General features: G+C 41.6%; 16 protein-coding genes and 1 pseudogene. 5 read left to right on the plus strand and 12 right to left on the minus strand.

Annotated features, from left to right (window positions below):
- Positions 1–21 precede the first annotated feature (21 nt).
- From ACDG22_RS02800 to ACDG22_RS02815, 4 genes are all read right to left on the minus strand, one after another.
- Positions 22–2022 (minus strand): M64 family metallopeptidase, encoded by a 2001-nt coding sequence (locus ACDG22_RS02800; RefSeq protein ID WP_022125399.1) that lies wholly within the window; start codon positions 2020–2022, stop codon positions 22–24.
- Between the two features lie 47 nt (positions 2023–2069).
- A complete protein-coding gene (locus tag ACDG22_RS02805; protein ID WP_007565773.1) occupies positions 2070–2867 on the minus strand; it encodes a fimbrillin family protein in 798 nt (265 codons plus the stop codon).
- Positions 2868–2891: 24 nt separating this feature from the next.
- The gene (locus ACDG22_RS02810) at positions 2892–4670 is read right to left on the minus strand and encodes a BACON domain-containing protein (RefSeq protein ID WP_270230718.1); all 1779 of its coding nucleotides are present in this window, start codon (positions 4668–4670) and stop codon (positions 2892–2894) included.
- Positions 4671–5166: 496 nt separating this feature from the next.
- A complete protein-coding gene (locus ACDG22_RS02815) occupies positions 5167–6141 on the minus strand; it encodes a polyprenyl synthetase family protein (protein ID WP_270230717.1) in 975 nt (324 codons plus the stop codon).
- A 91-nt stretch (positions 6142–6232) separates the two neighbouring features.
- Between ACDG22_RS02815 and polA the strand changes: the two genes are divergently transcribed.
- From polA to ACDG22_RS02840, 5 genes are all read left to right on the plus strand, one after another.
- Entirely contained in the window at positions 6233–9004 is a 2772-nt protein-coding gene (gene polA, locus ACDG22_RS02820; protein ID WP_270230716.1) for a DNA polymerase I, read from the plus strand.
- 151 nt (positions 9005–9155) lie between these two features.
- Positions 9156–9542 carry a DUF3836 domain-containing protein gene (locus tag ACDG22_RS02825; protein WP_007565766.1) on the plus strand — a complete coding sequence of 129 codons (387 nt, stop codon included), beginning with the start codon at positions 9156–9158 and terminating at the stop codon, positions 9540–9542.
- A gap of 257 nt (positions 9543–9799) precedes the next feature.
- Positions 9800–10903 (plus strand): redox-regulated ATPase YchF, encoded by a 1104-nt coding sequence (ychF, locus tag ACDG22_RS02830; RefSeq protein WP_270230715.1) that lies wholly within the window; start codon positions 9800–9802, stop codon positions 10901–10903.
- 69 nt (positions 10904–10972) lie between these two features.
- Complete coding sequence (locus tag ACDG22_RS02835; protein ID WP_177593302.1) at positions 10973–11884, plus strand: ketopantoate reductase family protein; 912 nt, start codon at positions 10973–10975, stop codon at positions 11882–11884.
- Complete coding sequence (locus ACDG22_RS02840; RefSeq protein ID WP_270230714.1) at positions 11881–12537, plus strand: chloramphenicol acetyltransferase; 657 nt, start codon at positions 11881–11883, stop codon at positions 12535–12537. Before ACDG22_RS02835 ends, ACDG22_RS02840 begins: the two co-directional genes overlap by 4 nt.
- A 102-nt stretch (positions 12538–12639) precedes the next feature.
- Here the strand turns inward: ACDG22_RS02840 and ACDG22_RS02845 are convergent, their stop codons facing one another.
- The 8 genes and pseudogenes from ACDG22_RS02845 to ACDG22_RS02880 form a co-directional block, all read right to left on the minus strand.
- Complete coding sequence (locus tag ACDG22_RS02845) at positions 12640–13224, minus strand: non-canonical purine NTP diphosphatase (protein ID WP_007565757.1); 585 nt, start codon at positions 13222–13224, stop codon at positions 12640–12642.
- Positions 13225–13411: 187 nt separating this feature from the next.
- A pseudogene (ltrA, locus tag ACDG22_RS02850) lies at positions 13412–14803 on the minus strand (group II intron reverse transcriptase/maturase).
- A 468-nt stretch (positions 14804–15271) separates the two neighbouring features.
- Complete coding sequence (locus tag ACDG22_RS02855) at positions 15272–17608, minus strand: glycoside hydrolase family 20 protein (RefSeq protein WP_007565750.1); 2337 nt, start codon at positions 17606–17608, stop codon at positions 15272–15274.
- A gap of 23 nt (positions 17609–17631) precedes the next feature.
- The gene (locus ACDG22_RS02860) at positions 17632–20190 is read right to left on the minus strand and encodes a beta-mannosidase (protein ID WP_040311736.1); all 2559 of its coding nucleotides are present in this window, start codon (positions 20188–20190) and stop codon (positions 17632–17634) included.
- A 157-nt stretch (positions 20191–20347) separates the two neighbouring features.
- Positions 20348–21244, minus strand: coding sequence for a YitT family protein (locus ACDG22_RS02865; RefSeq protein ID WP_007565746.1), 897 nt, complete (start codon positions 21242–21244; stop codon positions 20348–20350).
- 13 nt (positions 21245–21257) lie between these two features.
- Entirely contained in the window at positions 21258–24092 is a 2835-nt protein-coding gene (leuS, locus tag ACDG22_RS02870) for a leucine--tRNA ligase (protein WP_370858768.1), read from the minus strand.
- A 531-nt stretch (positions 24093–24623) separates the two neighbouring features.
- The gene (locus ACDG22_RS02875; protein ID WP_007565743.1) at positions 24624–26120 is read right to left on the minus strand and encodes an acetyl-CoA hydrolase/transferase family protein; all 1497 of its coding nucleotides are present in this window, start codon (positions 26118–26120) and stop codon (positions 24624–24626) included.
- A 51-nt stretch (positions 26121–26171) separates the two neighbouring features.
- A complete protein-coding gene (locus ACDG22_RS02880; RefSeq protein ID WP_148315647.1) occupies positions 26172–26549 on the minus strand; it encodes a hypothetical protein in 378 nt (125 codons plus the stop codon).
- Between the last annotated feature and the right edge of the window lie 80 nt (positions 26550–26629).

Raw genomic sequence — 26629 nt, forward strand, 5'->3', positions numbered from 1 at the left:
TTCTTTATATAACCTCAAGCTTTAGTTCGCCACAAGTCGCCCGTTCTCCCAGTGTTGATTCAGGATAACAGGAGGAGCTGTCGGCTCATGCTTTGCCTGTACAGAAATACTCCGCGAACGTCCCTGACGGTTTAAATCCCAACCGACAAATTCTTCATAGTCGAACTGCCAGCTCTCTCCATAAGCTAACTTATGGATACGGTTATAAATCGCCTCACGCGAAGGAGCATTGAAGCCTCCCACATTTGCATCCATGATACTGGTTTCCGTAGGACGATATGCGCCCTTATAATAAGTACAAGCTCCTTCAAACACACCTATGCCCTCACTCGCATAACGAGAGTCGGATATAAACTTGCTCCATACCACACTGTTCGGATCGCTTGTATAATCTACATTTCTTCCCCATCCATAATGATTTCGGGAATTAATATTATCAGAAATCTCACTTAATGGAATCGTACCCTGACTCTCATAATAATATTCATCCAGCAGTTTAGCAAATCCATGCCCACCCGCTTCATGATGAAGGACACATGCCAGTTCTTCATCACTTGTGCCAATCGGGAAATAGGCAATTCCATATCCTCTGCCATAATCACCTTGATAAGCTGTACTCGTTCCAAAATAACAAGTACCTGCATACTTAGCCGAATTCATCATAACAATAATCAGCACCTCATTCATCAGTGGACCGGTCATTCCCGGGCAGGTTGAAGCATACTGCATACATTTGTTGTTATCTCCTCCTACATGTGTTCCACTGCCGAAATAACCGGAAAATGCCGTACTTCCACCATCTATATATCCTTCATTCTGGGAAACGGCCGTCACGTAATATACATTAAACAGATTCCGGAAAGAGGCATAAGGCTTCTCACTGAAGAAGGCATCGGCTGCTGTCCGCATAACCTTTTCATACGTGCCGTCGGCAACCTGCCTGTCAGAAAAAGCATCCCCCATCAATACCACATTAATGCCGTTTCCTTCGGAAGCCTTTTGTAAGGTATACACCTTTCCATCCTCCGAAAAATCGGAAGATTCGTACGGTAAATCTCCCTCACCCAAGATTTCTTTCAAGAAGTCAGGAAGCAAATTTCTCGATGTTACACTACTATGAAATATCAATTTACCATTCTCATCGAAAGCCATAATAGTAGGGAAACCAGTAAATGAAATAACGCCCGGATTAGATAGCAGCGTAGGCCATTCCATATTATAACTTTCTATCATATTGAGTGCATCAGGATTGTTTGTTCCATCATGACAAAACCCGATGATTTCTAAAGAATGATTTTTATATCGCTGATAAATAGATGATACTGTAGGATGGAAAGCCTCACTGAAAGGACACCATGAAGCCCAGATATAATACAACGTTACCTTATGAGAGGCTACAATAGAAGTAGAATTTATTGTATTTCCCTTATAATCAGTTGCAGTAAAATCGGGCATATACAGATTAAATGTATCGAAGTTAAATCCGCCCGGAGAATTTTGTCCTATACAAACCCAACCACTTTTCTGCCACCAGGAAGAAGAAGTAACAGCCTGAGGTAAATCACCCGACAGCATATTCTTGCCAAAGTTCATATACTCCAACGAAGTCAATCTGCCAAGAGATTCAGGTACTGTACCAGTCAGTTGATTATTGCTCAGATAACTATACACCAGATTTTGCATATTGCCCAACTCAGATGGCAATCCTCCAGTCAACTGATTCTGAGATAAATCTAAATTTCTGAGTTCTGTCAGTTTCCCTATAGAAACAGGTATCTCTCCCGTCAACTCATTATTATACAAATTCAGAGTCCATAATACTTCAAGATTTCCAATTTCATCCGGTAAACTTCCAGTCAGATTATTCGAAGACAAGTCAATTGACATAACTCTGCCCTGATAATCTGTATAAACGCCATACCATTCTGACAAATCAGCATCCGAGCACCAGTTCGAATTGTTCGTCCATGCATCGCCGTTTGTAGCATCGTACAATGCAATCAAAATATCTCTTTCTGTCATCTCATCCTGTTCCAGCAAGTCGTTTGTATCAACAGCCGAGAAACTGGTTATAACAGAGCGGCCACCGTAATACTCCGTTCTGTTGCCTTAGTCAATGTCTGTTGCTGACCGTTTACAGTTCCTGTAATCTTAAAAGTCATACCTTTGCTGAAGACCTGAGGTGGAACAACAAAATAGAACGAAGTAGTTTGTGAAGGAGATAAGGTAACATTTCCCTGAAGTACAATTTCACCGTAACTCTCCTGCCCTCCCCCTGAAAGGCGAAACTCCGGAGCGTCCGATGCAATGTTAACCGAACCAAGTCCGGCTACAGCTTCTCCATTTTTGCCTGACAAAGAGATAGACTGAATATTCATGTTTCCTTTCAGGTTTAGACGTACCAGTCCGCAAACCTGCAAAAAGCGGAAAGAATTGGTGGTACTCTGAGCCACCATCGGACATACACCGGAAGCAAAACTGTCGAAGTTAAACGACTGTTCCGCCGGAAGACGGAAAGAAACATTCGTACCAGATATCATGGCATCTGCCGCATACGGATAAAAGGCATAAAACGTATTACCTCTGACGGGCTTGCTGCTTTCGAACTGAGCCTCGTCACCCGACATGCCTGTCAAATCATAACGGGCTATAGAATCGGAAACATCACTGAAAATACCAATCGCGTCTCCATTCTCCCATATTACAGAGTTACCCGAAAGAGATGTACGGCTCTTCACAACCGATGATGTCGTAGCACGAACCGACTTCAGGCTTTTATCCTGATCTTTAAAAGACACCAGATCATCTTGCTGGCATCCGGCAAGTAACAACAGAAATATACCTAAAAAAAGAGTTATATGCTTCATAATTTACTGTGTTTTTCAAGATTATTACCAGTCTTCTTCATTCTCTGTAAAGTCTTCTATACTTCCACCTGCAGAAGGCGTTTCTTCCTTTTTCCCAGCCTGAGTTATTTCTATAACACGAACAAGTTCCGCAGCCCGGACTGTCACATTTCCTTTCCTCTGGGAAGTCGAGGTATTTGCCCCAATAACAATTAAGTTACCATCTACGCTAATCCAACTGTTGTCGCTGCATGTGAATGTATATTGGGTATTACTGTTAACGGTAAAAGTGAATTTTCCTCCCTCGGCAGTCGCAGAAATATTCGACGGAGATACGTCCAGATAGACAGCTTCACCTTTCTGAACGACCTGCACCGTACGCACCAGACTACCGTCTTCGGATATGACCGTTATTGTCGCTTCACGGGAAGAAGTCGATTCGTTGGCACTTACCGTAAATACAATTTCGTCTGAACTTCCCGACACAGCCTGAACCATCCAGTCTGCATCCGTATTTACCCGATAAGGTACATTCGCTTTTACAGTAAAACGAACCGTACCACCCTCTGGCAAAATATTAAAATGCTCTTGTGATACGACTAAATAGGGGGCCTCTTCCTTACCCTTTTGCATTACTTTTACCGTACGTTCTACACCATTTCCAGAGAGTATAATATTACCCTCACGCATAGCCGATCCGGTATTTTCTTCTACACTAAAATGCAAGGTCGACCGCTCCATTCCTCTGCCAACTACCTGCTTCAGCCAGCTGACGTCTGTCGTTACATCATAGCTAATATTCGCACTGACTTCAAATGAAAAAGTTCCGGATTCCGGTTCACAGATGATAGGATCTGAAGGAACAAGTATTTCGTCGGCAGCATATTGCCGGATAGTAAGCGTATCTGATAGCGATTCCGTTTCATCAATGAAAACGAAGCGTGCCTCACGCATATCATACGTATCATTAGGCTGTACCGCGAAATGAAGCGTGTGCGTAGAAACAGCCCTCGAAGTGATCTCGCTTACCCATGTATATTCTGTCACAGGCTTACATATATATGAAACACTCGACTGCAACTGCACGTCTACTGTACCTCCCAAGGCCCCTACTTCAACCATATCTTCGGAGAGAAGCAACACTTCTTTTTCTTTCCCCTCCTGATAAATCCGTACAGCTTCCTGCAATTCTCCACTTCGCACAAGAATGCTTCCGCTACGCTTTTCATAGCCGTCATTCGCCAAAATGCGGAAACTTAATACCGACTTTTCAAGACTGCGTGTCGAAATCTGCTCAATCCATGTATCCGAAACCTCCACCTCGAATGTCACATTGGCTTCTACCTCCACCTCTATAAGAGATTCTCCAGCAGAGAGTTCATAACTTTGGCGTGAAACAATCAAAGCATCTTTCTGCTTCTGAGAAACAACAATCGTTTCCCGACTGTCACCGCAGTCCAGAAAAACAGAAGCAGTACGCTCATCTGTACCATCATTCGCGGCAACCGAAATAGTGACCGATGCTTCTCCGGCCTTACCTGATGTAGGAGAAACGGTAATCCAACCGGAAGCACGTACATTGCCAACCGTAGCTTTCCAATCGGCAGTAGATGTAAAATGTAATGTTACAGTTCCGCCAGAAGCATCCAACAATGGATGTTTATCGGTACCTTCTGCAAGTGTAATCTCAGCTTCTGGAGCTTCAGGTTCATCAGACAGATTAACTTTCTCTTCTCCCCTACAAGCTACCAATACCACCGACAACAATACAAATAGAGCTTTTTGCATGCAATGCATTTTACCCCAACGAAACAAAGTGTCCATAGATTTAAGGTTTTTAATTGTGAAAATTTTTCTTATAACATAAAAGATATAACTGAGGCTTAAATTATATATTTTTTACCACTAATCAAAGATTTTTATCATATTTTCTTTACAAAATAAATAGAAATACAGTATTATCTAGGAAATATATACAGATGTATTTCATTTTATATAAGTGAGATAAAGAATAGAATAGAAAATCATAGCTGAAAAATCCGACCAGACAGAAAATTACAATAAAATATATATTATTTACCAATACGCACCCTACACTATCGTATCAAAAATTTATTTTATGCAAAGATTCACCCCAATAAATCAAGAAATCTTTCCCAATTTATGCTCAAGAATGCCCCAAAACATCCTGATATTTTTAGAAAATTTGTACAAAAAAAATCCCTTTATTCACGTTGTTTTCAAGTAAATAACAACATGAGTAAAGGGACATTTCTTTATATCAAAGATTATTCGAGATCTCGTTACAATAATAGAAATATTATTTATTCCGCTTAATCACATAGTCAATATAAGCTGTAAGTGCCGTACGGACTGCTTCATCTGCTGCTTCAGGAAGCAGGGCCAATGCTTTGTTACGGTAATCATACATCACCTGTTCCGCATAAGTGATACCTCCCTCCTGCTTCACATAATCTACAAAGCTGGCAATTTCCTCCTTCGAAGCACTTAGTGAACGGATACGCAATGCGAGTTCTTTCTTTTCTTCATTGGCACAAGTATTCAATACATGCAGTGCCGGAAGAGTCAGCTTACCTTCCATCATATCATTTCCAGTAGGCTTACCCAGCTCTTCATTATCGAAGTAATCGAAAACATCATCTTTTATCTGAAAGGCAATACCTATCATTTCACCAAAAAGAACAGCCTTCTCCACTTCATCTTTCGGGGCATTTACAGAAATAGCTCCACTCTCTGCACTTGCAGTAAACAGGGCTGCTGTCTTTTTACGGATAACGTCAAAATAAATCTCTTCCGAAAAATCACGGTTACTGATATTCACCAGCTGAATAATCTCTCCTTCCGATAAATCCTGTCCCAAACGTGCTACCAGGCCGACCAGTTCAATATGATTGGTATATGAAGCATGACGCAGACTGGTTGCCAGCATATAGTCGCCTACCAGCACAGAAACCTTATTGTCATACAATGCATTAACCGACGACTGTCCCCGACGTTTGTTACTCTCGTCTACCACATCATCGTGTACCAGACTGGCAGTATGAAGCAACTCGAGCGAAAGCGCAGCATGAAGGGTGGAATCGTTAATTCCACCATAAAGTTTTGCCATAAGCAAAACCAGAATAGGACGCATCATCTTTCCGTTCCTCTGCTTGATATAGCCTAAAACTTCGTCTAATAGCGCGGTAGAACTTTTCAGTGAGGCATCGAAAAGAGCCTTAAATTCGCTTAATTCCTTTTCTATGGGTTTCTTGATTACTTCTAATTTATCCATGGAGATTTATTTGGGTACAAAAGTAATAATAAAACAGCGAATACGGTATTTTTTTGTACTTTTACGTAGAAAACTTAATAATTTTACACGAATGGAAAAACTGTTTCTACTCGATGCGTACGCACTTATCTACCGCGCGTACTATGCTTTTATCAAAAATCCGCGTATCAATTCTAAAGGTTTCAATACATCTGCTATCATGGGATTTGTCAATACACTGGAGGATGTACTGAAAAAAGAGAACCCTACTCATATAGGTATTGCATTTGATCCGGCCGGACCTACATTCCGTCACGAAGCTTTCGAGCAGTATAAGGCTCAGCGTGAGGAAACTCCCGAAGCAATTCGTCTTTCTGTTCCTATCATTAAGGATATTATCCGCGCTTATCGTATTCCTATTCTTGAGGTAAGTGGTTACGAAGCGGACGACGTAATTGGTACACTCGCAACCGAAGCGGGAAAACGAGGTATTACGACATACATGATGACTCCAGATAAAGACTACGGGCAATTGGTTTCGAAAAATGTATTCATGTATCGCCCTAAATATGGCGACAAAGAATTTGAAGTCATGGGGGTAAACGAAATCAAAGCAAAATTCGATATTGAATCACCCTCACAGGTTATCGATATGTTGGGACTTATGGGAGATACGGCCGACAACATTCCGGGATGTCCGGGAGTCGGAGAGAAAACAGCACAAAAGTTAATTGCCCAGTTCGGCAGCATCGAAAACCTGCTTGCCAACACCGACCAGTTGAAAGGAGCTATCAAAACAAAAGTAGAGAATAACCGCGAGCAGATTACTTTTTCCAAATTCCTCGCAACAATCAAAACGGATGTTCCCATCTCACTAGATATGGAAGCCTTGAAACGGGAACAACCCGATGAAGAAGAACTCCGTAAAATTTTTGAGGAACTAGAGTTCCGTACTCTGCTGGATCGTATACTCAAAACTGAAAAGAAAACTGCCGCTCCTTCGGCTCCTGTACAAAGCGATCTCTTTGGATTTTTTGCGGGCGAGAATACAGACGAGCCAAAAAATTCAAATCTCACGCGGTTAGAAGACCTTGATTTCGACTACCAACTACTTGATTCAGAGGAGAAAATAGACGATTTTTTACAAATAATCGTTACAAAAGATTTTTTCAGTCTAGATACGGAAACCACAGGAACCGACCCAATTACTGCAGAACTGGTAGGAATGAGCTTCAGCTTTGCCGAAAATCAGGCATTTTATGTACCAGTTCCGGCAAATCGTGAAGAAGCGTTGGCAATAGTTAAAAAATTAAAACCAATCATAGAAAATGAGAAAACACTGAAAATCGGACAGAATATAAAATACGATATGCTTGTACTGGGTAATTATGGTGTCGAGGTTCGTGGCCCGATGTTCGACACCATGATTGCTCATTATGTACTTCAGCCTGAACTTCACCACGGCATGGATTACCTGGCCGAAGTATATCTGAAATATGAAACGATAAAAATAGAAGAGCTGATAGGTCCGAAAGGAAAGAATCAGAAAAACATGCGCGATCTCTCTCCTACTTCTGTCTACAAATATGCATGTGAGGATGCTGATGTTACACTGAAACTGAAAAAGGTATTAGAGAAAGAATTGATAGAAAATAATGTGAACGAACTGTTCCAGACTATCGAAATGCCGTTGGTTCCTGTCCTTGCATATATGGAACGCAACGGGGTACGCATTGACACCGAAGCCTTGAAAGAAACATCACAGCATTTTACTGCACGTATGAAGCAGCTTGAAGAGGAAGTACATCAGCTTGCCGGAATGGAATTTAATATTGCTTCGCCCAAACAAGTAGGAGAAGTACTGTTCGACCGTCTGAAAATTACAGACAAAGCTAAAAAGACCAAGACCGGCCAATATGTTACTTCCGAAGAAGTATTAGAAAGTCTACGAGGAAAGCATGAAATTGTAGGAAAAATACTGGAACATCGTGGACTGAAGAAGTTACTGGGAACCTATATTGATGCACTTCCCTTACTAATCAACCCCAAGACGGGACATATACATACTTCATTCAATCAGACTGTTACGGCTACAGGCCGACTTAGTTCGAGCAACCCTAACCTGCAAAATATTCCTATCCGTAATGAGGATGGAAAAGAGATTCGACGCGCCTTTATTCCTGACGAAGGCTGTGAATTCTTTTCTGCCGACTACTCACAAATCGAGCTGCGTATCATGGCTCATCTGAGTGGGGACCCTCACATGATAGAAGCTTTCCAGAAAGGACAGGATATTCATGCTGCTACTGCTGCCAAGATATATAAGGAGAAACTGGAAGATGTAACCCGCGAACAGAGAAGTAAAGCTAAAACAGCTAACTTCGGTATTATATATGGTATATCAGTATTCGGACTGGCAGAACGACTGAACATCGAACGTAAAGAAGCCAAAGAACTTATAGACGGATATTTCGAAAACTATCCGCATGTAAAAGAATATATGGATCAAAGTATCCGTCTGGCACAAGAAAAAGGATATATCGAAACTATATTCAAGCGTAAGCGCTACCTGCCTGATATCAATTCACGCAATGCTGTGGTCCGTGGGTATGCAGAACGAAACGCAATCAATGCTCCTATACAAGGAAGTGCTGCTGATATTATCAAAGTGGCAATGATTCGTATATACAAACGCTTCATGGAAGAGGGTATTCGTTCCAAAATGATTCTTCAGGTACACGATGAATTAAATTTCAGCGTCGTGCCCGAAGAAAAGGAAAAAGTACAGCATATTGTGATTTCGGAAATGGAAGCAGCTTACAAAATGAAAGTTCCTTTGCAGGCAGACTGTGATTGGGGTAAGAACTGGTTGGAAGCACATTGATATTTTGAATTGTTAAGATATCTTTAAATGGCAACAAATTGCTAAAATATTCATTTTTTCTTGCCAAAAAGTTAGCAACATCAAAAGGTATTACTAATTTTGCAGCGTAATCAAAAACAAAAAGATAGTAACACCTTAAAATTAAAAAAATATGAAAAAAATGAATTTACTCAAGAGTTTATTTGTAACAGTATTTGTTTTCGCTGCTAACCTTACAGTTTTTGCTAGCAACCCAGAAACTGAGTTGATATACAATACTGAGGAAATAGATGGAGTAAAGATGTCGGAAACTGTATATAAAATGAATGAAGGTATTCTGACAAACTTTGAGAAATATAACTATAAATACAACGATAAGAAACAAGTTGTAGAAAACGTGTTACAGAAGTGGGACGAAGGTAGAGGAACATGGCGTAACCATATGTGTATCAAATATACATATAATGAAAACAGCACCACAATCCAATACTACAAATGGAACAAAAATAAGAAAGATTACATTCTCGTTCCGGAAATGACTGTAACTATGGACATGTAAAAACAACATACAAAAAAACAATATTTTCATAAACTCTCTAGTAAAAGAGGTACTTCGTGAGAAGTGCCTCTTTTTTTATTTCTTCTTCTAATCAGACAATCTATTTTGCAAAAAACATAACAATCTGTTACTAAAAACAAGATAAGAATATATCAACTTTTCCGAAAAAATTATTTTTTTAGTAAATGACAAAAAGAATGACTACCTTTGCAAACTGAAATACAATCTGATAATTAATAAGGAAATATATAAGTTTTATGGCATTACAATGTGGCATTGTCGGTTTGCCCAATGTAGGAAAATCGACTCTTTTCAACTGTTTATCGAATGCAAAGGCTCAAGCAGCCAACTTCCCTTTCTGTACAATAGAACCTAACGTTGGTGTAATCACTGTTCCAGATGAACGTCTTAACAAATTGGCAGAATTGGTTATCCCCGACCGTATAGTACCTACAACTGTAGAAATTGTAGACATCGCAGGTCTGGTAAAAGGAGCCAGCAAAGGTGAAGGATTAGGAAATAAATTCTTGGCAAATATCCGTGAAACAGACGCAATTCTTCATGTACTGCGTTGTTTTGATGATGAAAATGTTACCCATGTCGACGGTAGTGTAGATCCTGTACGCGACAAAGAAATCATTGATACAGAGCTTCAGCTGAAGGACCTCGAAACAATAGAAAGCCGTATTCAAAAAGTACAGAAACAAGCTCAGACCGGAGGCGACAAAGTAGCTAAGCAAACTTATGAAGTACTGGTTCGCTACCGTGAAGCATTATTACAGGGAAAATCAGCACGTACCGTACAGTTCGAAACTAAAGACGAACAAAAGATCGCTCATGAACTTTTCCTGCTTACTTCCAAGCCTGTAATGTACGTATGTAATGTAGATGAAGCCAGTGCTGTAAATGGTAACAAATATGTAGAGCAAGTACGCGAAGCTGTCAAAGAAGAGGGAGCAGAAATATTAATTGTTGCAGCCAAGACAGAAGCCGACATTGCAGAACTTGAAACATACGAAGACCGTCAGATGTTCCTTCAGGAAGTGGGACTGGAAGAATCGGGAGTCAGTCGTCTGATTCGTTCAGCCTATAAGCTGCTGAATCTGGAAACCTATTTCACTGCTGGAAATATGGAAGTCCGCGCATGGACATTCCATAAAGGATGGAAGGCTCCTCAATGTGCCGGAGTTATTCATACTGACTTCGAGAAAGGATTTATCCGTGCAGAAGTCATCAAGTACGACGACTTTATCAAATACGGTTCGGAAGCAGCTGTACGCGAGGCTGGTAAACTGAATGTAGAAGGAAAAGACTATATCGTAGAAGACGGAGACATCATGCATTTCCGCTTTAACGTATAATATACCATTTTAGAAAATCGGCCGCTCATCAGCGACCGATTTCTTTTTTTAATCCTAAAACAAAAAACCATGAACTATCTTATTATAGGTACTGGCGGCGTAGGAGGAAGTATCGCCGGATTTCTTGCTCTGGCAGGAAAAGAAGTCACATGCATTGCACGGGGAAAACACCTCGAGAATATCCGTAATTATGGGCTGCATCTGAAATCAGATTTGAAAGGCGAACACTATCTGAAAGTAAACGCCTGTACAGCAGAAGAATATCAAGGGAAAGCAGATGTGATATTTGTCTGTGTAAAAGGATATTCCATCGACTCTGTCAAGGAGGTAATAGAACGTGCTTCAGCACCTCATACACTGGTTATTCCTATTTTAAATGTTTATGGTACAGGACCACGTATTGGTCGTTTGACACCTGAAGTAACTGTTCTCGATGGCTGTATCTACATCGTAGGATTTGTTTCAGGTGAAGGCGAAATCACTCAGATGGGAAGCATTTTCCGGCTGGTATTCGGAGCACGTCCGGAGCAGGGAGTTTCTCAGGAACGTATTGAAGCAATTGCAGAGGATGTCAGAAGTTGCGGTATCAAAGTCGATGTTTCCGATGATATCAACCGCGACACATTTATCAAATGGGCATTTATTTCGGCAATGGCATGTACTGGAGCATATCACGATGTACCAATGGGAGAAGTACAACACGAAGGCGAAGTACGAGATACATTTATCGGACTTTCCAGAGAAAGTGCAGAAATCGGACACAAGATGGGAATTTCTTATCCGGAAGATCCTGTTTCTTACAATTTGAAAGTAATAGATAAGCTCGACCCGCACAGTACAGCATCCATGCAAAAAGACCTTGCCCGAGGACATGCATCGGAGATACAAAGTATGTTGTTCGATATGATTGATTTGGGTGAGCGTTTGGGAATATCTATGCCTACCTATCAAAAAGTAGCTCAAAAATTCAAGAATAAATGAAACATATAGTAGATATTGAAACCTGGGAACGGAAAGACAACTACAACTTTTTCCGTGGATTTGCGAATTCATGGATTGCTATCACCAGTGAAGTAGACTGTACTGAAGCTTACAACCACGCCAAAGCCAACGGAAAATCATTTTTTCTGTATTATCTTTATGCCATATTGCGCGCTGCCAACGAGATAAAAGAGTTCCGTTATCGCTGGGATAAAAACGGACAAGTAGTCTATCATGATACAGTGGATGTCATTTCTCCTATTGCTGTACCCGGCAAAACATTTTATACGGTACGCATCCCTCATCATGTTGATTTCGAAGCATTTTATACCGAAGCCAGACACATTGTCACATCTATTCCTGAAGATGGTGATCCATACGGAACCGATAAAAGCATTTATAAACAAGGAGATTTTGATGTAATCCTGCTAAGTGCCACTCCAAAACTATATTTCACTTCGATAACCTACACCCAACAGGAAGTAGGACATCCGCTGGATTATCCGCTGATGAATGCCGGTAAGGCCATCATACGCGAAGGCAAGCGTATCATGCCTATTGCACTGACTGTAAGTCATGCTTTTACAGACGGAGCACACATTTCACTTTTCTTTGAGAAAGTAGAACAATACCTCAAGGAAATCTGCAAATAATCATACACAAAAAACTACGGGACTTCATCCTATTCAGAACCAGCCTGAATCAATCATTCAGCAGTTCTTTTCGATTGGATGCAGTCCCGCAGATTATCAGTATTATTCACATTTCAAATAATCACAAAGCTTCTGTGTTGCCCTTGCCCGATGGCTGATTTTATTCTTTTCTTCATTGCCCATCTCGGCAAATGTTTCAGTATAACCTTCGGGGACAAAAACAGGATCATAGCCAAATCCTGAACAACCGCGTTTTTTTTCGATTATTTCGCCTTTTACAACTCCTTCGAAGAGATGCTCCGTTCCACCCTCGATCAGGCAAATAGCCGTACGGAATTGCGCTTTACGGTTGGTCTTTCCTTCCAGCTCTACAAGCAGTTTTTTCATATTAGCTTCCGAATCATGTCCTTCTCCTCCAGCATATCGGGCCGAATAGACTCCCGGAGCCCCTCCCAGGACCTCAACCTCCAGACCCGTATCGTCGGCAAAACAATCCAGACCATAGTTTTTATAAATATATTCAGCTTTCAGAGCAGCATTTCCCTCCAGCGTATCAGCCGTTTCCGGAATATCTGCCTCACAATGGATATCCTTCAGACTCAGCACCTCTACCCTATCTCCCAATATGGCACGTATCTCATCCAACTTGTGTGCATTATTCGTTGCAAAAACCAGTTTCTTTTTCATAATCAATTTTATCTATCATATTTCTTCACAAAGATACACATACTCAGGCAACCATCCTCTACTTTCCGTCTGCTATTTCGCTGCAAAAACAGTCTTCCTCATTAATCGAGTAGGAGGAACGGGATTAATTCCCGTTCCGACCTCTCACACCACCGTACGTGCCGTTCGGCATACGGCGGTTCCCTAATTAACCTTTAAACACAGGATGATAGTACATCTTAAAAGTAGGGTAACCAGCTCGAAGCAAACGCTCATCCGACAAAGCCGCCTGTACAGTGGGATGACTTGCCATTCGCCAGTATTTCATACGACAAAAGGCAGCCATTCGCACACGGCTCTCATCGGGAATAAGCTTCTTCAGATTTCGATACCGGGTTCGGACTCGTTTCCAAGACTTCCAAATACACATCCGTATGCGATGACGGAGCCAACCGTCCCATTCCTTTATCCTACTTTTGAGACCTGCAAACTTAAAATAGTTGAGCCAACCACGGATATACCAAGTCAAACGTTGTTTACGATATTCGGAGCTCCAGCCGTTATTACGGCTGGTGAGTTCACGTATCTTAATCTTCATCTTCTTGATACTATCGACATGGATGTAGAATTGGCATTTGCCATTTCTACGACCAAAGGCATAGGAAAGGAATTTGATGTCACGCATATAAGCAACATGGGTCTTATCCTTATTCACCTTTAGAAAAAGTTTCGTTTCAATAAAGGGAAGCAGATTATCCAATGTGCGTTGGGCGGAACGACGGCTTTTACAAAAGATGACCAAGTCATCAGCATACCGAACGAACAAATGCCCACGTCTCTCCAGTTCCTTGTCCAACTCATTAAGCATTATATTGCTTAATAAGGGGCTCAATGGACCACCTTGAGGAACTCCGACCGGACTGTCCTCTTTCTTGCCTCCTATAAGTTCAGATATTTATGAATCAGAGAAATGACACGACCGTCTTTGATGGTACGTGACAGGATTGCTATCAACTTACTATGGCAGACTGTATCAAAGAATTTCTCCAAATCCATATCGACCGTGAACACATAACCGGCAGAGATATATTCGCCACATTTTAATAACGCATCATGAGCACTACGATGAGGGCGGAAACCATAGCTGGCTGGTGAAAATTGAGGTTCATAAAGAGGTTGAAGCACTTGTGAGATGGCATTGCTGAATCAAACGGTCAACAACCGTGGGGATACCCAAGTTACGTGTCTTCCCATTCGACTTGGGAATCTCCACACGACGCACGGGGTTCGGATGGTAGTTACCATCATAAATGGAAGTTATTAGCTTATTCTTGTGGCAACGAAGATAAGGAAGCAACTCGTCCACTTCCATACGGTCAATGCCGCCACTACCCTTGTTACTCTTTACCTGTTTATAAGCAAGGTTTAGATTAGAAGGGGAAAGAATGTATTCCAATAACTCTCCTTTTTCATGTTTAATGGCTGTAAGATGATTTTCAGTTATCCCAATGAAAGTCTGCATACCAATCAGCACTTCAGGTTCCACCCTCTGCGACGATTGGCCGGATAGAGTTTCTATGTTCTGCTTTCTTCCCATCATAAGGTAACATTCAGGTATCTTACATAATTAAGGTTCAGCCCTTCCCCATTATGGTGAGTAACAGGTACTATGGCTTCGGCTGACTTCTCACGACAAATCTTGTTTCAACCAGATACAGTTGTGGTGCATCTGTCCGTGAGACCTCCCCAGATAAGAACGTACGCTTTCATCTCATATACCCTCTGATTCTACTACATAGGGATTCGGATAGTTATAGGACTTTATTTTGTTTAGCAAACTTGTCCTCCAAATGTAGCCTTATAATCAGTTTCTGTTCGTAGAGCCGAGAGTTTGCCGCCAGCTTCCTTCAGGTTCCTCCTCGCGAAGGACACCCTTGCCTTGGGCTAACGATTCCCACTATCAGGGCTCGTTCGGGACTTACACCCTATAGCGCACGCCCATGCTGGGCGTACTAAAAAAGTCCGGCTTCTTTACAGAAACCGGACTTCCACACATAGTCAGCCTATATTAATTCAAAATAATTTCGTCTACAAATAAGTATCCCGGATTACCTTTTCCACCATGCCATGCTGGAATACTCTTTTCCGACAAAGCTTTTACTTTGACATAACGTGTCTTTACCGGAGTAAAGTTCAAGGTATGTACGTAAATCTGGTTCGGATCAGTTTCCTTCATTGCCGGATAAGACTCTGAAGCGACCTGTTTGAATGCCTTATTATCATCCGAAACCTCAACAGAAATACCTCTGGCATCGAATATCCAGTCACCTTTTTCTACACAGGCACGCAATGTCATCGAACTGATTTCTGTTGCTTCTTTCAAGTCGATAACTGCCTCCATATCATTCTTATAAAACGCAATCCAATGACCAGTCTTATAATTGCGGTTACCAGTCATACCATCTACCAAGGTAGGCGCCCCATTAAATTCATATGCTTTATTAATGGGCTGAAGCATAGAAATAGGTTTGGCAGTCGATTTACTGAAAGAAATAGTATCACAAGTAATACGTGAATTGCCTTCCGGACGCACTGCTGTCATACGCAATACACAAGCCTGGTCAATTGACAGTCCATCTTCATATTTCAAAGAGGCTGCTGTCGGTTCTGTTCCGTCGAGTGTATAGTATATCGGAGCATTGTCAACGGTATATGCACTGACATCCAACTTACCTGTTTCCTGATTTGGAGCAATATTGACTTTCACATCCAAAATATGAGTAGCATAGTTCCAGCCCTTCAGCTTGTAAATATCCATCAGGCGCACTGTACGCTTCAAGAATCCCTCGTAATCTTTCTTCTTATCAGGAGCACTCCACTGAGTTTCGCAAAGAGCAGCCATACGTGGCAATACCATATACTGTGCCTGTGCAAAAGTAGGTATATATTCTGTCCACAGATTAGCCTGTACACCGGTAATGTATTTCTGTTCTTCCGGAGTCAAGGCAGACGGCATTGGCTCGTAGCTATATACTCTTTCCATAGGCAAATAACCTCCGATAGCCAACGGTTCTGTTTCTGTATCCTTAGCCTGATAATAGTCAAAATACAAGTATGTATTCGGAGTCATGATAACATTATGCTTCTGGCGTGCAGCCTCAATACCTCCGGATTCACCTCTCCATGACATAACAGTTGCATTAGGAGCCAGACCACCTTCCAAGATTTCGTCCCATCCGATAATGTTACGTCCATGTTCATTCAAGAACTTTTCTGCTTCTCTTATCACATAACTTTGCAGGTATTCTTCTTTTGAATGTTTGCTGTCGCCTTTGATACCCAAAGCCTTGATTCTAGCCTGACATTTCGGACAAGTTTTCCATTTATCTTTCGGACATTCATCTCCACCTACATGAATATATTCTGACGGGAAGATTTCAATAATTTCAGCCAGCACATCCTTAATAAACTGAATTGTTTTGTCATTTCCGGCACATAGTACATTATCAGAAACGCCCCACATACGCCAAACTTCATACGGACCACCTGTACATCCTAGTTCCGGATAAGCAGCCAATGCAGCCTGCATATGTCCCGGAAGGTCTATTTCAGGAATAACAGTTATATAACGTTCTGCAGCATAAGCAACAATCTCTTTGGCTTGTTCCTGAGTATAGAAACCACCGTAAGGCTTTCCATCGTATTTTCCCGAGTTACGTCCTATAACAGTTTCACTACGTTTTGAACCGATTTCTGTCAGTTTCGGATATTTCTTTATTTCGATACGCCAGCCTTGGTCTTCAGAAAGATGCCAGTGTAAACGGTTGATATTATGCAGTGCAAGCATATCAATATACGTTTTGATTTCATCCATCGTAAACATATGACGGCCAACATCAAGCATCATTCCGCGATAGCTGAAACGCGGTGTATCGTTTATTTCTACAGCAGGAAGTTCGATTGCACCACCTCCTTCATGAACAGAAACAGATTTACGCAATGTCTGGATTCCATAAAATACACCAGCTTCTGAAGGAGCCTCAATGACAACCTTTCCTCCGTCGACAGTCAGATGGTAAGCCTCTGGAGAAGTTGCCTCCAGTCCTAATTTCAATACGATTCCGCTTTCTTTATCACCCTCCTGTACTTTCAGTTCAATACCGGTCTGTTCTTTAATAAAAGAAGCCAGGAATTCGGCATTTTTCTTCATTTTTTCATTACCGGCAGTGTAATAAATAGTTTCTCCACTCTTCAGCAAAAATCCACTTTGTTGAGGTGTGGTAATTTCAAGAGGCATAGGCACAATCTGATAATCAGCGAAAGCCGTTGGCTTATCCGTACACGATGTAATCATCATTCCGGCAAACGCCAGCCCCAGACAGTTAAATTTCGAAAATGGTTTCATGATAATAATATTAAAGTTAGTAATTAGAATGACACAATATCGCTCAATTGATGCAAGCTTACGGAAATATCTTCCAAAGGTGTTCCGTCAGCCGAAGTAACCAAAATCTTCTTAGGCACTCCTGGCAGCAGGTCGAAGAAATTATCAGAGAAACGTACTCCTTGAACAGGTATTTCTACAAATACATCACGAGCCAGTTGTTTGGATTTCAATGTCAGTTCATAAGCTCCATCTTTCTTTCGTATCTTACAACTTATTTCAGGATGGGGCAAATGTTGCTTTTTGGCAAACACCGGATAATATACTTCGTCTGAAAGTACCCTCCGGTCAACATCACTACGTAAAGTCATATGTATAAATGAAGTGGTCGTATCACAAGCTGCGAATGCTTTATTCCAGTCTTCTTCATAAAAGACAGCAGAAGCATTAGCTGGCAACGTACCTTCTACCTGATGCCTGCGATACACTTTTCCATTAAAATCCATAAGTTCAATCTGCAATATTGCTTTTTCGCTCTTCAATACATCCGAAAGCACATAATAGCGCAGTTTATCACCTTCACGAATTGCATCTATCAATACCGGAGCAAAAGCCCGGCGAGTCTGGTAATGCATAGCCTTCCAGTTTCCATAATAATCGATACCCGACCATGAAACAACCGGCCAGCTGTCATTTAGTTGCCAGAGCAAACTACCCATACAATAAGGTCGGTTTCTGCGATGTGCCTCCATTCCGTGACGCATTCCATGTCCCTGCAGAACAAGTCCCATATAAACTAAATCCTCAAACTTTTCCGGAACATGATAATAAATACCCATTGTTTTCTTAATCAGGAAATTGCCAATCGTACTTTTCTGATGGGCATTCATAACCGCTGACTCCAGATCGTAGTCTGCCGGCGAAGCAAATGTACGTATCGTCTTCATCTCCGGAAAAGACTGAAAACCAAACTCACTCATAAAACGCGGAATCTCTGTATCCAGCGTTTCAAAAGGTTTCTGTCCATACCAGGTTCCCCAGTTATGACTATCGCCGATCTTCCAGCTTTCAGGCCGTCCCCAATTGGCTTCATAAGGCGATCCTTCCAGATAAAAGCGTCCCGGATCGAACTCCTTTACTTTCTCGGGCAAAAGCCGGCGGAACAATACGTCATATCCATCCAACATTTGCTGATATATCTCAGGAGCATATTTTTTCTTCCAGCCCCAATAACGCAAGCCCTCATATATTTCATTATTACCACACCACATTGCCAAAGAAGCATGATTCCGTAAACGCTTGATATTATATACTGCTTCTTCCGAAACTCGCTTCAAAAAAGCCGGATCATGCGGATAAGGTGTACAAGCAAACATAAAATCCTGCCAGACAAGAATACCTCTTTTATCAGCTTCCTCAAAAAAGGCATCGTCTTCATAGATTCCCCCACCCCATACGCGTATCATATTCATATGCGCAGCCTGTACATCATCCAGCAGGCGAACGTATCGTTCACGGGTTACACGTGGCAGAAGAGCGTCTGAAGGTATCAGATTAGTACCTTTGGCAAACATCGGAATGCCATTCACTTCAAAATAGAAACTCATTCCTAAGCTATCCTTTTCATGGACAACACGCACCGTTCGCAATCCGATCTGGTGTTGTTTTTTTGCAACAAGCTTACCATCTACACATACCGATACTTCAAATGCATATAAGGCAGCTTCTCCCCACCCATTAGGCATCCAAAGATGCGGAGAATCAATCGATAAAGGCAGTGACAAATTATTCACACCTGGCTGTAACCGGACAGTCTTTTCTACACTTCCAGCCTGTTCATTCCGATAAGCACAAGTCACTTTTATCTGAGCTTCCTGAACCGTTCCGGTAATATTGTTTACTTCCAGGCGGTTGTCTATTTCTGCACGTTCGGAAGTAACCGACTTCTGATGTACAAAATAATCTTCTACTACAGCCTTGTTGGTAAATTCCAGATATACAGGTCGCCAGATGCCACAAGTAACCATTCGGATTCCCCAGTCCCATCCATAGGAATAAGGGGCTTTACGGGTAAACACACTCAGTTTCTGTGGATAATGGTCGTTAGCAGCAGGATAATCAAAACCATTGGTTTCCCATTGAGGCATTACCTCACGGATTGGGGAACGAAAACGTACAAGCAGTTTGTTTTCTCCTTTTCTTAAATTTCGCTTGACAGGAATACGATATCCGACAAACATGTTATCGGTTCTTTGTAATAATGCACCATTCAGGAATATATCCGCATAAGTATCAAGTCCTTCAAATACCAAAAAGATTTCCTCATGTGCCGATTGTTCTTCTGTTAATACAAAAGACGTACGATACAACCAGTCTTCATTCTCAACCCATTGTATTTCTTTTTCATTCATCCCATAAAAAGGATCGGGTAACTTATCGTGAGCAATCAAATCCTGATGTACCGTGCCCGGAACCTGTGCAGCAAGCCATTCGTGGCTTCCATACTTGGAAAACTCCCAGTTAGTATGAAGAAAGAGATTCTGAGCTAACGCATTGCCCCATACAGAAGTGCCAAAAGATAAAAAACTAGCTAAAAACATCATCGGAATAACTTTCCACATGCATCTCATATTACAGATTTAAGAATTATACCACTAATATGGTACAAAATAAAATAAGTTTTTCCGATAATACAAATTAAACGGAAAAACCCATTCTATTTTAAATATATCTTAGAGAAATATTTACTTTTACTTTCGTTTATTTTACTTTCAGCTTGTCGAATCCTTCTCCATACACGCCTACTACATTGCTTTGGGAAATAAACGCATCAGGATCAATATCCTTCACCAGACGGAAGATATCAAGTGATTCGCCTTTTCTTGCCAATACAACAATAACTTTTATATCTTGTTTACTGTACCAGCCCTGTCCATCAAGAAGAGTTACTCCACGGTCTATCTTGGTAGAAATACCTTCCGCAATCTGTTCATATTTCCGTGAGAATATCAGGAACTGAACCGACTGACGAGTACTGTTTATTACATAGTCGATAACTATGCTCATAATGAACAAAACACAGAAGCCAAACAAAACTCTCTTCCAGTCATGAAAGATAAAATAGCACGACGAAATGATTACAATATCGCAATACATCATCATACGTCCCAAAGTAACATCCTTGTACTTGTTGATAATCCATGCGATAATATCAGTACCTCCCGTACTACCGTTATTACAAAATACAATGCCTATTCCAAAGCCCAGCAATCCGGCTCCTATTACACAAGCCATAAACTCTTGTCCCGGGCCAAGCAGTTGCGGGAGATTTCCGTCACTGCCCCTGAACAGAACCTGAAACCACCAAAGCAGGAAAGTCAGCATGAAAATAGCATATATCGTCTTTACGCTGAACTTTGGTCCCAGAATCTTCAAGGCAAACCCCAGAAAAACAGCATTAATCACAAAGTAAGAAACCTGAATTTCTACTCCTGTAGCATAATAAATAATAGCGGCAATACCACTGACTCCTCCTGTCGTGATCTGATAAGGAAGCAGAAAAGCTACCCATCCCAGTGCATAACATATCAGTCCGAAAGTAATGGCAAGGTAGTCTTTCGACTCCCTGCCAATTTTTTTCTTCAGAATCGTTTCCATAAAACGACTGCTATTAAAGTACAATATTTACAATCTTCTTCGGAACAATAATGACCTTTTTAGGAGTCTTTCCTTCAATCCATTTTTGAGATTGTTCGTCAGCCATTACAGCAGCTTGTATCGTGTCATTATCTGCATCTGCAGGGAACTCCATAGTGAAACGAGCCTTTCCGTTGAAAGAAATGGTATATTTTACACTATCTTCCTTCAGATATTCTTCATTAAATGCCGGCCATTGTGCATCACAAACAGATGTTGTATTGCCCAAAGCTTCCCACAACTCTTCTGCCAGATGAGGAGCAAATGGAGCAATGATGACAATCAAGTCGCTCAACACGGCCTTGTTACGGCACTTCAGTGAAGTCAGTTCATTCACACAAATCATGAATGCACTGATAGAAGTATTGTAAGAGAAGGTTTCGATATCACCAGTTACTTTCTTAATCAACTTATGAACAGCCTTCAACTCCTCTTTAGTCGGTTCTCCTTCTGCTGGCATGAAGTTGCCCTGACGGTCGTAGAACAAGTTCCAGAGTTTCTTCAAGAAACGGTGAACACCATCGATACCATTTGTATCCCATGGTTTAGACTGCTCTACCGGTCCGAGGAACATTTCGTACATACGCAGTGTATCAGCTCCGTATTTCTCTACAATCATATCCGGATTCACTACGTTATACATCGATTTACTCATCTTTTCTACAGCCCATCCACAGATATACTTGCCGTCTTCCAAAATAAATTCGGCATTGTTGTATTCCGGACGCCAGTTTTTGAAAGCTTCTACATCCAATACATCATTTGAAACGATATTAACATCTACATGAAGCGGAGTCACATCGTACTGATCTTTCAAGCCCAATGAAACGAATGTGTTAGTATCCTTGATACGGTAAACGAAATTGCTTCGTCCCTGAATCATACCCTGATTAACAAGCTTCTGGAATGGTTCTTCCTTAACACTTACACCCAGATCGAACAGGAACTTGTTCCAGAAACGAGAATAAATCAAGTGTCCGGTAGCATGTTCTGTACCACCTACGTACAAATCAACATTCTGCCAGTAATGGTCGGCTTTCTCAGAAACCAGTGCCTGATCATTGTGCGGATCCATGTAACGCAAATAATAAGCCGATGAACCAGCAAATCCCGGCATGGTATTCAGTTCAAGTGGGAAAACAGTTACGTTATCTATTTTAGAATTTTCTACGACTTCACCTTTAACCACATCCCATGCCCACTTAGTAGCATGTCCCAATGGAGGTTCTCCGGTTTCCGTAGGCAAAAATTTATCTACCTCAGGAAGTTCCAGCGGCAACTTGCTCTCATCAATCATATAAGGCATACCATCCTTGTAATAAACCGGAAACGGTTCACCCCAATAACGCTGACGAGAGAAAATAGCGTCACGCAAACGATAGTTTACTTTTACACGACCCAACTGATGCTCCTTCACATATTTTTTGGTTATGGCAATAGCTTCTTTGATAGTCAATCCGTTCAGGTTCAAGTCGCAATACGGAGTAGCTCCTGCTTTCGGAGAATTACATACGATACCTTCTTTAGCATCGAAGCTTTCTTCCGACACATCACAACCTTCTACCAATGGAACGATAGGCAAGTTGAAGTGTTTTGCAAAAGCATAGTCACGACTATCGTGAGCCGGAACAGCCATAATGGCTCCTGTACCATATCCAGCCAATACATAGTCGCTGATCCATACTGGAACAGATTCACCAGTAAACGGATTCACTGCATACGAACCACTGAATACACCGGTAACACGGCGATCGGCGATACGTTCACGTTCGGTACGCTTCTTAGTACGGTCCAGATAAGCTTCCAATTCTGCTTTCTGTGCCTCAGTTGTCAGTACAGAAACCAGTTCACTTTCAGGAGCCAGTACCATGAAAGTAACACCAAACATAGTATCAGCACGAGTAGTAAAGATGGTAAATTCCAAATCGCTGTCTTTTACCTTGAAACGTACCTCTGCACCTTCCGAACGACCAATCCAGTTACGCTGTGTTTCTTTCAGAGAATCAGTCCAATCTACAGTTTCCAGTCCGTCGAGCAAGCGCTGAGCATATGCTGACACACGCAGACACCACTGACGCATCTTCTTCTGCACCACCGGATAACCACCACGTTCAGATACGCCGTCCACTACTTCATCGTTAGCAAGTACAGTACCCAGTTGCGGACACCAGTTAACCATAGTTTCACCCAAATAAGCGATACGGTAGTTCATCAGCACTTCCTGCTGTTCCTTTTCGCTCTTTGCTTTCCATTCTTCTGCTGTAAAGCTCAGTTCCTCACTACAAGCTACATCCAGTCCTTCTGTTCCTTTCTCCTCGAAATGCTTGATCAGTTCACTGATAGGTTCAGCTTTTCCACAAGTATTGCAATAATAGCTGTTGAACATTTTCTGGAAAGCCCATTGAGTCCAGTGATAATAACCCGGCTCACAAGTACGAACTTCACGGTCCCAGTCGAATGAAAAACCGATTTTATCCAACTGCTGACGGTAACGGTTAATATTGTTTACGGTAGTGATAGCCGGATGCTGACCGGTCTGAATAGCATATTGTTCAGCAGGCAAACCATAAGCATCGTATCCCATCGGATTCAATACATTATAGCCCTGCAAGCGTTTGTAACGAGCATAAATATCGCTGGCAATGTAGCCCAGCGGGTGACCAACATGAAGTCCTGCTCCCGACGGATAAGGGAACATGTTCAGTACATAGAACTTCTTTTTCGATTCGTCTTCGACAACCTTGTAGGTTTTGTTGTCTACCCACTTCTGCTGCCATTTTTTCTCGATCTCTCTGAAATTATATTCCATAGTGATGTTATATATTTGATTTTTACTATTTCCCACAATACCGTGCAAAGATAGTAAGACTTCGGGAATAAAACCGATTTTTCCGCTAACAAATATCCGACCAATCCGTTATCTTGCAGCCTATTAACTCATACTCCTTCCCTAGTTGACATTCCTGCCGCTTTTTCCCCATTACTCAACAACTAATTATACTGCATCTTTTCACACTAATACTTATCAGGTTTTTAACGGAATAATCAACTATTACCAACAGGTTGTTAACACCTGTTGAAACAATAACTAAAATTCTATTTATCAGAAATATATATCTATCACATCCCCATATAGAACAAGGATTTTAACAGAGATATTCACACTTATTTCACACCCCTGTTTATATACAAATACACTTTTCAACAAGCTTATCAAAAGAGTTTTTCCTAACAGCAACTATACCCAAAAAGAAAATTCCCCTCTGAGCTTTCCGTTTTTCTGTAAAGCAGAACCAATAACGGAACCCAGAGGGGAATCGATATCAGATAAATTAAAAAGTTACTTTTCGAAGTCAGCCCAGTTAGTCAGACGCATATCACCCTGTTTGATGAAAACCTGATGCATACCCAACGCTGCCGACAAACTGTGGCAAGTCTGTCCCTTAGTAGAAATCTTCAGATAATCCCACAACAGTTGTTTGTAGTCCGGATGTGCACAGTTTTCGATTACAGCCTGTGCACGTTCCATCGGACTCTTTCCACGTAAATCAGCAATACCCTGTTCGGTGATAATCACATTTACAGAGTGTTCACTATGATCGAGGTGAGAAACCATCGGCACGATTGAACTGATACATCCTCCTTTTGCTGTCGACGGACAAGAGAAGATAGAGATATAAGCACTGCGGGTAAAGTCGCCCGAGCCACCGATGCCATTCATCATCTTCGTACCGCAGATATGAGTTGAGTTTACATTTCCGTAAATATCAGCTTCGATGGCTGTATTCATTGAAATAACACCGATACGACGAACAACTTCCGGACAGTTAGATATTTCCGACGGACGAAGTACAAGCTTGTGGCGGAAGAAATCCATATTATCATAAATATCTTGCAGACAGTCGTTTGTAACACTGAGTGAACAAGTACTTCCAAACTTGATTCTACCCTCTTTAATCAATTTGATGACTGAGTTCTGAATAACCTCCGTATACATTTCGAACGGTGGAATACTGGGATCCTTGCCCAATGCACTGAGTACAGCATTAGCAATATTTCCCACTCCCGACTGCAACGGAAGGAAAGTAGACGGAATAATTCCTCGGCGCATATCTGCCGCAAGGAAGTCAGCTACATTCTGACCAATTTTATCCGTAATAGGATCCGGTTCATGGAATCCTCTCGCTTCATCAGGCAGATTCACTTCTACCACTCCTACTATCTTTTCCGGACTTACCTGAATATAAGGCAATCCGATACGGTCGCTTGGACGTACAATAGGAATCGGACGACGATAAGGAGGGCGTTCCATTTCATACAAATCGTGCACACCTATCAGGCTTTTGCTGTGCGCAGCATTAAGCTCTACTATCACCCGGTCGGCAAGACGAGCAATTGTCGGAGTAATTCCCACACCTGCAGTCAGATAGATCCGTCCGTCTTCTGTAATTTCACAGGCTTCGATGATAGCTGTAGTTACATGACCTAAAAAACCGGAACGCAAACGCTGGGCAACCTGAGAAAGATGTATATCCGTATAATTGATTTCACCGGCATTGACTACTTTGCGGAAGTCAGTATTCGTGGTATATGGAGCACGGAAGTGAATAGCATGAGCACGAGTGAGCACTCCGTCGCAAGAATCTCCGGTAGAAGCTCCCGTAATAATACCTACCTGAAAGTGTTCTCCCCTGGCGTGTTTTTCTTCAGCCTGCCTCGCAAGCTCTGCAGTTACGGCTTTCGGACTTCCTGCCGGCGTAAACCCGCTCAGGGCAATTATCTCTCCATCTTTTATCAAGCTGGCAGCTTCGGCTGCGGTCATAAAATTATAAGTCATGGTATTAGGTGTTTTTATAATTATTAGTATTAAACTTACAAAATCTGCTTATTAGTATTTACGGTTAAAAATCTCGGAATAAATAAATGCACGCCTTGCGTCCGCAGGTGTCTTCAACCGGACAGTGCTACCTGACTCAGGCTGTTGGGCAGTAGATAGCGCATCCTTCTGAAGCGCTTCTTCCGATAACTTCCGATGCTTTCTCCCCTCTCCTTTTCTTTTCTTATTAAGCTTATTATCAGCACTTTGTTCAACGCATTCATTTTGTTGACCAGCCATGATAATATCCGGCTCTACATGGACTGTTGCCGGCTTAGCCATCTTCTTACGGGAGGGTTTGTTCCTTTTCTTTTCCTTTTTGGCATAATTCTGATAAGTGGCGAAAGCAATAGCCGCCACTATAACAAATATTTTTATCACTTCGTCCATAGTCTGCCAAAATGTTAAGGATTTGCCCAAAGATACTAATAAATATAACACATTCATGGATTTTAGGGAAGAAACTCATA

The sequence above is a fragment of the Phocaeicola coprocola genome (assembly GCF_041333015.1).
Classification (GTDB): domain Bacteria; phylum Bacteroidota; class Bacteroidia; order Bacteroidales; family Bacteroidaceae; genus Phocaeicola; species Phocaeicola coprocola.

Bases quoted from the DNA above. Each gene is read 5' to 3' on its own strand.
- ACDG22_RS02800 (WP_022125399.1), bottom strand. From the start codon at position 2,022: ATGACAGAAAGAGATATTTTGATTGCATTGTACGATGCTACAAACGGC.
- ACDG22_RS02805 (WP_007565773.1), bottom strand. From the start codon at position 2,867: ATGAAGCATATAACTCTTTTTTTAGGTATATTTCTGTTGTTACTTGCC.
- ACDG22_RS02810 (WP_270230718.1), bottom strand. From the start codon at position 4,670: ATGGACACTTTGTTTCGTTGGGGTAAAATGCATTGCATGCAAAAAGCT.
- ACDG22_RS02815 (WP_270230717.1), bottom strand. From the start codon at position 6,141: ATGGATAAATTAGAAGTAATCAAGAAACCCATAGAAAAGGAATTAAGC.
- polA (WP_270230716.1), top strand. From the start codon at position 6,233: ATGGAAAAACTGTTTCTACTCGATGCGTACGCACTTATCTACCGCGCG.
- ACDG22_RS02825 (WP_007565766.1), top strand. From the start codon at position 9,156: ATGAAAAAAATGAATTTACTCAAGAGTTTATTTGTAACAGTATTTGTT.
- ychF (WP_270230715.1), top strand. From the start codon at position 9,800: ATGGCATTACAATGTGGCATTGTCGGTTTGCCCAATGTAGGAAAATCG.
- ACDG22_RS02835 (WP_177593302.1), top strand. From the start codon at position 10,973: ATGAACTATCTTATTATAGGTACTGGCGGCGTAGGAGGAAGTATCGCC.
- ACDG22_RS02840 (WP_270230714.1), top strand. From the start codon at position 11,881: ATGAAACATATAGTAGATATTGAAACCTGGGAACGGAAAGACAACTAC.
- ACDG22_RS02845 (WP_007565757.1), bottom strand. From the start codon at position 13,224: ATGAAAAAGAAACTGGTTTTTGCAACGAATAATGCACACAAGTTGGAT.
- ACDG22_RS02855 (WP_007565750.1), bottom strand. From the start codon at position 17,608: ATGAAACCATTTTCGAAATTTAACTGTCTGGGGCTGGCGTTTGCCGGA.
- ACDG22_RS02860 (WP_040311736.1), bottom strand. From the start codon at position 20,190: ATGATGTTTTTAGCTAGTTTTTTATCTTTTGGCACTTCTGTATGGGGC.
- ACDG22_RS02865 (WP_007565746.1), bottom strand. From the start codon at position 21,244: ATGGAAACGATTCTGAAGAAAAAAATTGGCAGGGAGTCGAAAGACTAC.
- leuS (WP_370858768.1), bottom strand. From the start codon at position 24,092: ATGGAATATAATTTCAGAGAGATCGAGAAAAAATGGCAGCAGAAGTGG.
- ACDG22_RS02875 (WP_007565743.1), bottom strand. From the start codon at position 26,120: ATGACTTATAATTTTATGACCGCAGCCGAAGCTGCCAGCTTGATAAAA.
- ACDG22_RS02880 (WP_148315647.1), bottom strand. From the start codon at position 26,549: ATGGACGAAGTGATAAAAATATTTGTTATAGTGGCGGCTATTGCTTTC.